Source organism: Neobacillus jeddahensis, from assembly GCF_000612625.1.
Classification (GTDB): Bacteria; Bacillota; Bacilli; order Bacillales; family Cytobacillaceae; genus Neobacillus; species Neobacillus jeddahensis.
The window spans coordinates 94,613-107,382 of sequence record NZ_CCAS010000011.1; the positions used below are offsets into that span (position 1 = coordinate 94,613).

Below are 12,770 nucleotides of genomic sequence, written 5' to 3' on the forward strand. Positions count from 1 at the left end.
GTTTCTCCCCTTTTATACCCCTGGTTTTATATACTTATTTACTACGGCAATCGGCTGATAATCGTCCCGTTCCCATTTGCGGAACACTTCGACACCATTCTGTGGTGTTCTTTTCGCATTTCGAGGATTGAAGGCTGGGATTGGTGATTCTCCTCTCGCTTGGATCACTTCCATCCGTACCTGCGTTTGCTTATATGCAGGGGTATGTGTACGGACATCACCCGCACTTCCTGTTAAGAGATTAATTGCATTTTCATGACTGACAGAGTGCATTGGCACATATAATTCCTTTCCCTGTACACGACTTGTAATGGTAGCCCTTAGTTTTATCGCTCCATAAGGCGAAATTAGCCGAACCAACGCCCCTTCAAAAATGTCCCGTTCTGCTGCAAGTTCCGGAGAGACTTCAACAAATACTTCTGGCAGTTTATAAAGCAGCCCAGTCGATTTGTTGGTTAAATTACCTTCATGGAAATGCTCCAATAAACGGCCATTATTTAATATCAAATCAAATTCCTTGCCAAATTGGACCGGTGGAACATATTCCATTAATGAAAATACCGCTTTTTTATCAGGGAAATTAAAACCCTCTGTGAATAAAAGAGGTGTACTTTCTCCTGTATGACTACCCCAGAAAAAGCTATTCCAGCCTTCCAGACTTTCATAATTAGCTCCAGCAAAAATCGGTGCAAGACTTGCCATCTCAGCAAAAATTTCACTTGGATGCTCATAGTTCCAATCAGCGCCTAACTTGTTTGCCACTTGTTGAATGATCCACCAATCTGGTTTCGAATCTTCAAGTGGTACGAATACTTGATAGAGCCGTTGAACACGGCGTTCCGTATTAGTGAAGGTGCCATCCTTTTCCAATGACGGTGCAGCTGGAAGAATCACATCAGCAAATTGAGCTGTTTTTGTAAAAAAGATATCCTGCACGACGAAAAAGTCTAATTTCGATAATGTTTCATGGACATGGTTGGCATTAGAATCAATCCACGCCATCTCTTCACCGACAAGGTAAAGGGCTTTTAAATCGCCTGTTTCGACTGACTCGAGCATTTGAATATTATCCTTACCTGGTTTGTTGGAGATTTTCACTCCATACACTTGTTCAAATTTTTGTCTTGCTTCATCATTTGAGATATGTTGATTACCAGGCAGCCACCCAGGGAGAGTCCCCATATCACAAGCACCTTGAACATTATTATGACCACGTAGTGGATAAGCGCCGGCACCTGGTCGCATATAGTTACCTGTTAGTAACAATAGATTCGAGATCGCCGCAGAGGTATAGCTGCCAGCAATGTTCTGGGTAACCCCCATTCCCCAAAGAATACAGGTTCCGTCTGCCTCAACAATCATTTTCGCCACTTCGATTAACGACTCTTTCGCAATCCCTGTTTCTTCTTCGGCATAGTCTAGAGTATATGTTTCTAAGTGTTTGACAAAGGCTTCATACTGATTGACATGTTGACGGATAAACTGCTTTTTCTCCCAGCCCTGGTCAATGATGTACTTCGCGACCGCACAAAGCCAGACAAAGTCTGTCCCCTGGTTCGGATGTATGAACAGATCGGAACGTTCCGCCATTTCATGCTTCCGTAAATCGGAAACAATTAATTTTTGACCTTTCAGCTTATGAGCTCGTTTTACTCGGGTCGCTAATACAGGGTGCCCTTCCGTTGGGTTCGCACCAATGATGATCACCAGCCCAGCTTTAGCGATATCTTGAATCGTCCCAGAATCGCCGCCAAATCCCACTGTTGACAAGAGACCATCTGTTGCTGGGGATTGACAATACCGTGAGCAATTATCTACATTATTTGTGGTAAACACCTGGCGAGCTAACTTTTGCATTAAGTAGTTTTCTTCATTTGTTATTTTAGAAGAAGAAACAAAACCAATTGAATCCTTGCCATACATTTGCTGGATACCACCTAATTTCTCAGAAATAAGCGTGAGAGCTTCGTCCCAGCTCGCCGGAACAAATTGATCTCCTTTTCGGATAAGTGGTGTGGTCAATCGTTCTTCTGAGTTAACAAAGTCCCAGCCGAATTTCCCTTTTACACAAGAAGAAATACTGTTTACTGGTGATTTTTCAACTGGTTCCACTTTTAAAATTTCCCGGCCTTTCGTCCACACTTCAAATGTGCAGCCAACACCACAAAATGTACATACAGTTTTCGTTTTCTTTGTTCTTGTTTCCCTCATGGCAGCCTCTACTTCGGAAACGGCAAAGATCCCACTGTAGCCTGGTTCGACCGCTTTTATCAGGTCAATCATCGGTGATAATAAATCGTCTTTGATCCCCGACATGTATCCAGCTTCACCCAACATCGATTTTTCCATTAAAGCATTACATGGGCATACAGTCACACACTGACCGCATGACACACAGGAAGATTCATTTATTAACTTGCCGCCATCCCAATTCACGCGCGGCATCTTGCTTTCCCAATCAATTAACAGCGTTTCATTTACTTGAACATCCTGGCAAACCTCCACACATCTTCCGCAAAGAATACATTGGTCCGGATCATAACGGTAAAAAGGATGGGACATGTCCACCTCATACCCTTTCGACCGAAATGGGCGTTCTTGATGCTCGATTTCCAAAAGTTCTGCCGTGTTATGGACATGACAATTGCCATTGTTATTATCACAAACGGTACAATAAAGCATGTGGTTCTCCAAAATACGGTCCATCGCTTCTGTTTGTGCCAACTTAGCTAATTCTGAATTAGTGTTAATCTCCATCCCACTAGTAAACGTGGTCGAACAGGCACGCATTAATTCTCCATTGATCTCACACATACATGTGTCACAGGTCTGAATAGGTCCTGTTATTTCTGAATAACAGATGTGTGGATGTTCTATTCCTTGATCATTTAAATAATCTAATATTCTTTCATTCTCTTTTACTACTTGCTTTTCACCATTAATTGAGACTGTAACCATGCTGATCGCCATTGATATTACCTCCAGAAAATAAAAAAAATCCATCACAAAACAGCTATGTACTCGTACATAGATCTTTTGTGATGGATGTATATCAAGCATTATAAAATACTTTTTACCAATCCAATAACTTGTCAAGGGGTAGCACTCAAACCTTGTGAACAAAATTTGAACACCACTTTGACTAGTTTATTCTTTTTCAATAAATATGTCAATATGGTGAATTTTTTTATGCGTTACCAATTTCTATACCTTCTTTTGTTTTCAATGAAGTATTGTACCCCATATAATATATAAGCTTTATAATGTATATACAGAAAAAATTGGAATTGATTTAATTTGTTAAGTCGCAAAATTTTTATTTTTTTAAGAAGATTCATGAAAACAAAAGCAAAAAGTCCGTCTGCCATCACATTCAATAACACAAATTTTTTAAAGTTTCCATACGAAACTTTAAGTAACCACATGGAAAGAGGCATATATGGACCGATACTAAATGGGAGTTCATTTGTTAAAAATGATTTTCGCTTGTCATAAAACATCCACCAGTTCCGCTTTTGGCCAATCTTATGATTGATAATCTCAAATACGACAATGACTACCCCCGCAAAAGAATACCGTTTTATATTGCGCTTACCTATAAATATCAATGATAACCATGGAATCAATATTAGACCTATGTTAAACAATCTGTGCCTTTTAGATATCATGATTGAGTTCACCTTTACCTTTTTTTTCATCTCTTACCTAAAATAACCAAAATTTCAATTAATAATACGCTATTATATCAGCATAAGTAGTTCTTTAATAATTCAAACATCGAATGGGAATATTACAGGGGGATATTCTCATATTGAGGAGGACATAATGGCAAATAAACCACTTTACATAAAAAGCTCTTGTTTTAGTGAATATGACATTTTAAAGAAAGTAGTTTTATGCCCCCCTACTTTTATGATCATAGGTAATAACATTCAAAAAACACATCAACAATCCCCACAAATAAACATCAATATTGAACTAGCAAACCATCAGCACGAACAATTCGTTAAAACGTTACAAAAATACGGTGTGGAGGTGTCACTGCTTTCACCTGCAAAGAAATTTCCCGAACAAGTATTCACTCGTGATATTGGATTCACACTGGGAAATCAAGTATTTGTGGCACAAATGGCACATGATGTCCGAAAAGGCGAAGAACAGCCGTTCATTGCTTTGCTCGAAAAAGCCAAAATAACCTATACCAAACTTTTGGAAGATAAAATCGAAGGCGGCGATGTGTTCATCGATCGGAACACGCTCTATATCGGTGTGAGTAATCGGACAAATGAAACAGCGATCGCCCATTTACAAAGTTTATTACCATCGTTTGAAATCTTCCCTGTCCCGTTTACCGATAAATATTTACATCTAGACTGTGTTTTTAATATTATCTCGGCAAATGAAGCATTAATTTTTCCAGGAGAAATAGATGAAGATAAAGTAAAGATGTTGGGTTCCAGATATGATTTAATTGAGGTATCAAAAGAAGAACAAGCAAGCTTAGCGACCAATGTGCTTTCCATTGGTAAAAAGCGGGTGTTAAGTTTACCCATTAACAAACAAGTAAATACGAAGCTCAGAGATCGTGGCTATCAGGTGATTGAGGTTGATCTAACAGAAATAATTAAATCCGGTGGTGCCTTTCGCTGCTGTACATTACCAATTATGAGAGAACTCGAACAGTAAACTTACCTAGCTATGACAAAACCTTCCTTACACAGCATAAAGGAAGGTTTATGCTGGTTTAACGTTATCTTCCACTTGGACTTCCCCATAATTTAAGTTGACTTTCTACCATTTATCTCTTTTCTGAACATACTTTCTCATTTCAATTATAGCCAATAGAAAGATCTTTGCGATGTCTTGAAATATAACAAAATTATTTACTTTATTCACAACAAACATGATATAATCGTGATATCACTTTTATATCATCATTATTAGCTGGAGGGGATCAAATGAGAGAGAAATCAATTTTTAAAATGAACGGGTTTGCTGCACTGATCATTGCACTTTTGTGTATCGGTTTTGGAATCTATTTAATCGTTACGGGAACAGTCACTGAAAAAATAACCGGTGCAATCATCATCCTATTAGGATTGATTATTACGACGAGTTTAACGATTGTTCAGCCCAACGAGGCAAAGGTATTAACGTTTTTTGGTACGTATCTCGGAGTGATCCGCGACCAAGGCTTATGGGCCACCATTCCCTTTACATTCAAACGAAGTGTTTCTTTACGAGTGACCAATTTTAACAGTGAAAAGCTAAAGGTCAATGATCTTGAAGGAAACCCGATTGAGATTGCTGCTGTTGTTGTGTATAAAGTAAGGGATGCGGCAAAAGCTTTGTATGACGTTGAAAACTATGAAAAATTTATTCAAATTCAAAGCGAAACTGGAATTCGTCATATTGCAAGCAGACATGCCTATGATTCGTTCGATCACGCTGAAAACACCTTAACCCTCCGTCAGAATAGCGATGAAGTCGCCGATGTACTAATGTTTGATTTACAAAAAAGACTGGATGTCGCGGGGGTTGATGTCATCGAAGCTCGGATTATGCATCTTGCCTATGCTTCTGAAATTGCTTCTGCCATGCTGCAAAGACAACAAGCACAGGCTGTTTTATCTGCTCGAAAAGTGATTGTCGACGGTGCAGTAGGGCTTGTCAAAGCAGCAATTGACCAGCTAGCCGAGCAAAAAATAGTCGAGCTGGATGAGGAGAAAAAAGCGCAGATGGTCAATAACCTGATGGTCGCGATTGTTTCCGAAAAAGGAACGCAGCCGATTATCAACACAGGAAGCATTTATTAAGGTTGTGTAAGCAATGACAAAAAGAAAAGCATTTCCGCTTCGCATTGACCCGAAATTATATGAAGTGTTGGAGAAATGGGCAGAAGATGAAATTAGAAGCGTAAACGCCCAAATTGAAGTTATCTTAAAAGAGGCCGCCAAAAAGGCCGGAAGATTAAAAAAAGAATAGTTAAAAAAGCCTTATGTAAGATTCTCTAGAAATCTTACATACAGGCTTTTTTTCAATTTAACATTTCTTGTAGATGTAAAATTTGAACTAATGAATCAACGAAGCCCTTAAAGTAGTAATTCCTTGTTCCAAATAGGCCTTTAGACAGGATAACATATATACCCAGCCTCCTTTTTGTCCAAGCATGATGTTCACGATTTCAGGGTCATCTTCCTTAAAACCTGATTCGATGACTTCAATTTTGGTACTAGTATGATCTAAGTCTTCTAGTGTGATTGTCACTACCGTTCCTTCACCACTCTCTGCTCCCCAGGAAAACACAATTTTCTTATTTTCCTGTATTTCTAGAACGGTTATAACCCCTTTTGCTTCGTATTCATCATATCTCAACGTCACCATCTTGCCTTGTTCCCATCTTTCAGAACTAGAAGAGAACCAAAAATTTCCGATTTTATTGGGGTTCACGATCGCATCAAACACTTCTTTCGTTGGTTGGTCGATTTTAAATTTCGTTGTAATTTCCATCATTCAATCAACTCCTCGTTCAGATATTTGATCATTTTACCATTTTTTCATCATCCTATACTTTCTTTACATTCAAGGAAAATCCCTTTATTCAAAATCCAACTATCCGATAATGAATGGTAAAATCGCTGCCCTCATCACTGGCAGCGGTTTTTATTATCCTAAACAGCGATGATAGACTGCCTTTGCTTCGGCAATATCCTTCGTTCCGTGGATTAACACCCGTCCATCTTTAAAAATAACTAATCGATGCGAGTCCATCGTATACGATAACAAATAGGGATTTCGCTGGACCGTCCCCCCTTGATTTATCAACAAATGTTCGAGCATTTCCAAATTACGCACAATGGGAACACCAGGACGAATCTGAACAGTATCCCTTCCACACAGTACAGCGGTCTTGGTTTGTTTTTCAAATGATAAATTCGGGTAGGAGCGTTCTTTCCCGCAGGAAGGACAATCCTCTTTTTTCAATTTATCAACTTGGATAGCACTATATTTATTTTTCCATAGATCAAAAGACACCAGTTTGTTTCGCAATGAATCCACGTCGCCAACCAAAATTTTCAAGGCTTCTCCTGTTTGATGTGCAACGACCATGTTCACAGCTGGACTAATAATTCCAGCTGTGTCACAGGTCAATCCCCCTAATGGAACGGTTTCTAGCAAACATGCAAGGCAAGGCGTTTTTTCAGGAATAATTGTATAAGATATTCCATAGCTTCCGACGCAAGCTCCGTAAATCCATGGGACACCGACCTTTTGGGAAACGTCATTCATCGTCATTCTTGTTTCGAAATTATCAGTGGCATCTATGATGAGATCGACATTCTGAGCCCAGTCTAGTAAATCTGAGACGGACGCATCCGCAATTATTGCCTCCATTACCACGGAAGAATTAAGCTCTGTTAAGCGTTTCTTAGCTGCAATGACTTTGGGAATTCTTTTATCAGCATCCTCTTCCGTATATAGCTGCTGCCGCTGCAAGTTCGACCATTCCACATAATCCCGGTCAACAATCGTAAGTTTGCCAATCCCAGCTCGGACAAGAGCTTCGGCACTTCCTGAACCGAGTGCCCCCATACCAATAATAAGAACATGCTTCCTAGAAATTTGCAGCTGCCCGTCTCTTCCAATTGGTGAAAATAGTTCCTGACGAGAGTAGCGATTATTCACCCGATACTCATTCCTTCCCTTGGACTGCTAGCTGTCGCATATTGTTTTTTCTCGATTCTGCCAGCTTCATAGCCTAGCCGGCCTGCTTTGATCGCTAAATTCATCGCTTTAGCCATTTTGACCGGATCCTTTGCCGCTGAAACAGCTGTATTTAATAATACACCATCCGCTCCTAATTCCATTGCCAATGCAGCATCCGCTGGTGAGCCAATCCCAGCATCCACAATCACAGGTATGCTCGACTGTTCGATAATAAAGCCAAGGTTTACCGGATTGATAATTCCCTGACCGGACCCTATCGGCGACGCCCCTGGCATGATCGCATGACAGCCCACTTCTTGAAGCTTCCTCGCTAAGACCACATCATCAGAAGTATAGGGAAGGACAATAAATCCTTCTTTTACTAATTCTTCACTGGCCTTTAAAGTTTCAATCGGATCAGGAAGTAAAGTTTGATCACAGCCAATCACTTCTACCTTAATCATATCGCATAGGCCGGAAGCTTTTGCTAACTTGGCAATGCGGACAGCGTCTGCTGCTGTTTTAGCACCTGCTGTATTTGGTAGAAGCGTATATTTAGTTGTATCAAGCTGTTCTAAAAAGTTCGGCTGGCTTGGTTCAAAAATATTCATTCTTCTTACCGCAAATGTGAGAATTTCTGCCTGCGACACTTCCACCACTTCCTTTTGGATTTCAAAGCTTGGATACTTTCCCGTTCCCAGTAACAAACGAGATTGAAAGGATAATGTACCTATTTTTAACATCTCAACCGCCTCCTACAAAATGAACTATTTCGATTCGATCTTTATCTGCCAATCTAGTACGTTGGTGTTCTACTCTCGATAAAATTTCACCGTTTACTTCCACCACCACGACCTTATCGTGGATGTGATAAAATTTGAGAACATCTGCTACATTTACTGCATGCTCTGGTAATTGAATCCACTCGCCGTTTACGATTACTCTCATGGTTTCCCCCCTAGCTCACCGTTTCTTTATGTCGATCTAAACGAAAGGCTGAAAGCTCGTTCTGATCTAGTATTTTACCTGTTAATAGATCTGCAACTACTACCCCTGTAATCGGACTTAATAGAATCCCATTACGGAAATGGCCTGCTGCGACGAACAACCCCTTCCAGTTTGGATGTTCGCCAATATAGGGAGTTCCATCAGCTGTCTGTGGTCTAATCCCTGACCATACTCGCTCCCATGCGGCCTCTTTAATTTGCGGGACTAATTGAGTTGCCCTTTCGATTAATGTGGCAATCCCTTCAGGTGTTACCTTGTTATCCAATGAATGTTCAATCATGGTTGCACCAATATAAATTTCTCCATTGCGTTTTGGCACCAAATAACAACGTTTATCGGAAAAAATCGTCGTGTTGATGAGCTGTTTTTCCGCTCGAACGGAAAAGCATTCTCCTTTAACAGGATAGACATGAATATCTAAGCCTGATTCACGCAATAATTTCGCCGACCAAGCACCGCTGGCCACCACCACTTGTTCACTATGGATGACGCCATTGGTAGTATTCACCCCTTTTACCTGACCGTTTTCAAAAATAAATGATAGAACCTCAGTTTGTTCACGGATGACTGCACCGAAATACTCAGCGGCTTTTGCAAATGCCTGTGTTAGCTTGGCTGGCTGCACATGTCCATCGTTGGGAAGATACATCCCTCCAGCTACACTTTGTGACAGCGACGGTTCCAGTACGCGAATTTCCTTTGCATCGAGCCAAGTGATCATTGGATCCCATTTTCTTTGAAAGATAACCTGTTTTTTTATATCAAGCGCTATTTCTTCTGTTTCCGCAATTTTTGTCATCCCTTTGTTCACAAGCTCAATATCGATTCCAGAGTATTCAACTAATTCTGTTGAGAGGGATGCAAACATCGCCTGACTTTTTAAAGCAAGCTGAAATAAATGACCATCTTCCTCCAGCTCTGCCTGGGCAGCCAGCATGCCAGCAGCGGCACTTGATGCTTGACACGCTACTCGGTCCTTCTCAAGGATGACGACTTTTCTCCCTCTTTTTGCGAGTTGAAAGGCGATCGAGGATCCGATAATTCCGCCTCCGATTATGGCAACATCAAATGAGTTTTCCACTTTGTTCATCTCCATATAATACTTTTAAGTAATCCTTAACGGCTGCTAATGGATCATGCGCATCTAAAACGCCTGACATTACGGCAATTCCTTTTGCACCTGCTTGAATGACCTGCTCCGTATTTTCGGGTGTGATCCCGCCAATGGCGATAACGGGAATGTCTAGTTGTTTAAGCCTTTTCAATTCCTTGAGCCCTTTTGGGGTTATACCTGGTTTTGATTGTGAAGAGTAGATATGGCCGTAAATCACGTAATCTGCCCCTTTTTCTAAAGCTCTTCGGCCTTCCCCGTAGGAGTGGATCGAGCTCCCGATCAAAAGCTGCGGGAATCGTGCTTTCACAATCGCTGTATCTAAACTATGAAAGGCTAATTGAACCCCTCTTGTTCCTGTCGCAAGGGCAACATCGACTCGATCATTTATGATGATCTTTGACCGTGGGACGTGTTCTTTTGTTAATAGCTGAACCGCTTGAAAAAGCTCTCTTGCCGTTTTTTGTTTTTCCCGTAAATGAATGGCGGTTACATAGGGATAAATTTCACTTGCGATTTCACAAAATTGTTTGATCGGCATTTTCCCATTGGAAATAATATGTAATTCTTTTTCGTTTACTCTTGTTAAAATGTTCGTCCCTCCAATAGGCAGCTTCCGCTGATAAAGTGAAAAACAAAAAACCACTTTCTATGGCTAAGAAAGTGGTCGAAAATTTGAAATAGACAGATTCGTCTCCAAATATCCAGTTTTTCCACTTCCCTACGCTGGTATTACCCAGATCAGGTTCATAGAGTCCCGAAGTATCACTTCAATCTCAGCCCTTTAAAAAGGCACCTCTAGCGGAATTGCTTCATTTATTCATTTGCAATAATTTCCCTACATGGATAATGTTAACACTGCATTTAGAAATGTCAATTAATTTTTATTTTAAATGCATCTCAACCCAAACCGATTTTCCTTCTGTGCAAACATCCTTATGCTTTTTCAATTTTCGTCTGTTTTTTTAGTAACAGCCTGATGATCAAGATGGTAAGCACGACTGCCGCTAGCAAATATAATACTAACACCATCACGTCGCCTCGAAGTAATTGCACATCACCCGTCGAGATGATGGCTCGGAATCCTTCGACTGAATAAGACATTGGCAGCAATGAATGAAGCGTTTGTAAAAACGTGGGGGTTAGTTCAATTGGAAACGTTCCAGCACTTGATGTGAGCTGCAATACCAATAAAATGATGGCAACGAACCTCCCAGCGTTATCGGCCGTAATGACTAAAAATAAAATAATCGCCATAAACAACAAACTGGTCAAAAAGGTGAAGAGGTAAAGTTCACCCTTATGGATTGGATCTAGTCCGATGATATGAATTAAGATGAGACTGGTTATAATCGTTTGTCCTAATGAAATGAGCCCTAATAAGATAAACTTGGAAAGAAACCAAGCGATTGCAGAAGGCGGATTGGCTGCTGTTTCTCTTAATGGGAGGATCGTGGATAGCAGCAATGCTCCGACAAATAGACTCAACGATAGGAAATACGGAGCTAACCCTGTTCCATAATTGGGCACATTATGAACCAATTGCTCCTTTAATCTTACAGGATTGGCCATCATTTCATAAATAGGCTTACCTGAATGGATGTCTTGTAATTCCTTTGCACCATTTGCGAGTTGACTGGTTAGATCCTTGCTACCTGTTGAGAGTTGATCCTCTCCCGACCGTAATTCCTTTAAATGACCAATCACACTTTCCCAGCCATTTACCACATTCTTTGTTCCAGTGGTCGCATCTGATTGTGAGGCGGCCATCTGCTTTGCACCCTGTGAAAGGTCTCCCAATTTGGTTTCAATCGTTTGTGCTCCGCTGCTTAGTGGTGCGATACTTTGGTTCGCTTGATTGATTCCCTGTTGAAAGGAAGAAAAATTTGACTGGAATTTCTCCACTCCTCCGTTTAGCCCTTGACTCAATTGAACAATCTGTTGGAAGGTTGGATCATCCGCCCAATCTGGATGTGTGCTTTGATAGCCCTGAACGGCCTGATTTAACTGCTTTGAACCATTTGTGAGCGGCTCCATTCCAGCTGCGAGCTGATCTGCACTACTATTTAAGGACGAAAGACCTTTTCCAAGCTCCGTCATTCCACCGGTTACTTGAGACATCCCCGACTGCAATTGCTCCGCACCGGTCGATAATTGAGAAGCAGCCTCGCTTAACTTAGTCGTACCAGAGGATAATTGCCCAAGAGGACCGACTTCCTTTTCCATCCCAGTTACAATCTCATTGGTGCCTGACACCAGTTCTTCCAACCCAGTTGAAATCTTGCCGGAGCCATTACTAGCTTCATTCAGGTGGTCACCAACCGTTTTTAATTGCGTAAAAACTACCTCAGCATAATTTTTGCTTAATTGCTCTGAAAGGTTTGTTCTAATTTTATCTACGCCAGTCCTGCCAATTTGTGAAGCGATGAAATTACTGCCGGCGTTGACCTTGTAGTATAGATTCAGTGGCATTGGCTTTTGGTTTGTCAAAGTAGTGGCCCGTTTTGAGAAATCCTTAGGAATATATACCTCAAAGTAATAGTGATTATTCTTTAACCCTTGGTCCGCTTGTTTATTACTGACAAATTCCCACTTAAAACTCTGATCCTTTTTCAGTTCTTTGATGAGATCATCGCCAATCTCATATGTGCTGCCTTGGTACTCGACCTTCTCATCATCATTCACAACCGCAACCGGCAGTCTTTCTAAATGAGCATATGGGTCCCAATTTGCCCATAAGTACGTTCCACTGTACAGACTTGGTACGAATAAAATAACAATAATAGCGACCACCAATTTAAAATTCGTCAGCACCTGTTTCCATTCATTGATTAAAAAAGAAATCATGCTCATAAACCTCCCCCTTCTTCACTGTCCACCCTGAATCATTTATTGTTCATTATGCCAATGAAAAGGAAGATTTATGTAACAGAAAAGGGGCCTG

At 40.8% G+C, this 12,770-nt stretch carries 11 protein-coding genes and 1 riboswitch; of the genes, 3 read left to right on the forward strand and 8 right to left on the reverse strand.

The window, feature by feature from the left end:
• Positions 1-12: 12 nt before the first annotated feature.
• Positions 13-2,970 (reverse strand): formate dehydrogenase subunit alpha, encoded by a 2,958-nt coding sequence (gene fdhF, locus TY15_RS07660; protein WP_081799356.1) that lies wholly within the window; start codon positions 2,968-2,970, stop codon positions 13-15.
• 855 nt (positions 2,971-3,825) lie between these two features.
• On the opposite strand from fdhF, the gene TY15_RS07670 reads away from it, so the two are divergent.
• From TY15_RS07670 to TY15_RS23945, 3 genes are all read left to right on the forward strand, one after another.
• On the forward strand, positions 3,826-4,686 hold the full coding sequence (locus tag TY15_RS07670) for a dimethylarginine dimethylaminohydrolase family protein (protein ID WP_040209254.1): 861 nt from the start codon (positions 3,826-3,828) through the stop codon (positions 4,684-4,686).
• Between the two features lie 272 nt (positions 4,687-4,958).
• On the forward strand, positions 4,959-5,816 hold the full coding sequence (locus TY15_RS07675; RefSeq protein ID WP_040209256.1) for an SPFH domain-containing protein: 858 nt from the start codon (positions 4,959-4,961) through the stop codon (positions 5,814-5,816).
• Positions 5,817-5,829: 13 nt separating this feature from the next.
• Positions 5,830-5,985, forward strand: a complete 156-nt coding sequence (locus TY15_RS23945) for a type II toxin-antitoxin system antitoxin (RefSeq protein ID WP_081799357.1) — start codon at positions 5,830-5,832, stop codon at positions 5,983-5,985.
• Between the two features lie 87 nt (positions 5,986-6,072).
• Here the strand turns inward: TY15_RS23945 and TY15_RS07680 are convergent, their stop codons facing one another.
• From TY15_RS07680 to TY15_RS07710, 7 genes are all read right to left on the reverse strand, one after another.
• The gene (locus TY15_RS07680; protein ID WP_392391386.1) at positions 6,073-6,510 is read right to left on the reverse strand and encodes an SRPBCC family protein; all 438 of its coding nucleotides are present in this window, start codon (positions 6,508-6,510) and stop codon (positions 6,073-6,075) included.
• Between the two features lie 156 nt (positions 6,511-6,666).
• Positions 6,667-7,686 (reverse strand): thiazole biosynthesis adenylyltransferase ThiF, encoded by a 1,020-nt coding sequence (locus tag TY15_RS07685; protein WP_040209260.1) that lies wholly within the window; start codon positions 7,684-7,686, stop codon positions 6,667-6,669.
• A complete protein-coding gene (locus TY15_RS07690; protein ID WP_040209263.1) occupies positions 7,683-8,450 on the reverse strand; it encodes a thiazole synthase in 768 nt (255 codons plus the stop codon). The genes TY15_RS07685 and TY15_RS07690 overlap by 4 nt, the downstream gene beginning before the upstream one ends.
• Position 8,451: 1 nt before the next feature.
• Positions 8,452-8,655 carry a sulfur carrier protein ThiS gene (gene thiS, locus TY15_RS07695; RefSeq protein ID WP_040209265.1) on the reverse strand — a complete coding sequence of 68 codons (204 nt, stop codon included), beginning with the start codon at positions 8,653-8,655 and terminating at the stop codon, positions 8,452-8,454.
• 10 nt (positions 8,656-8,665) lie between these two features.
• Positions 8,666-9,805: a glycine oxidase ThiO gene (gene thiO / locus TY15_RS07700; RefSeq protein WP_052353724.1), complete on the reverse strand. Its 1,140-nt coding sequence runs from the start codon at positions 9,803-9,805 to the stop codon at positions 8,666-8,668.
• A complete protein-coding gene (locus TY15_RS07705; RefSeq protein WP_338036588.1) occupies positions 9,780-10,439 on the reverse strand; it encodes a thiamine phosphate synthase in 660 nt (219 codons plus the stop codon). Before TY15_RS07705 ends, thiO begins: the two co-directional genes overlap by 26 nt.
• 88 nt (positions 10,440-10,527) lie before the next feature.
• Positions 10,528-10,636: riboswitch (TPP riboswitch) on the reverse strand.
• Between the two features lie 126 nt (positions 10,637-10,762).
• Entirely contained in the window at positions 10,763-12,679 is a 1,917-nt protein-coding gene (locus TY15_RS07710; protein ID WP_040209268.1) for a YhgE/Pip domain-containing protein, read from the reverse strand.
• Positions 12,680-12,770 lie beyond the last annotated feature (91 nt).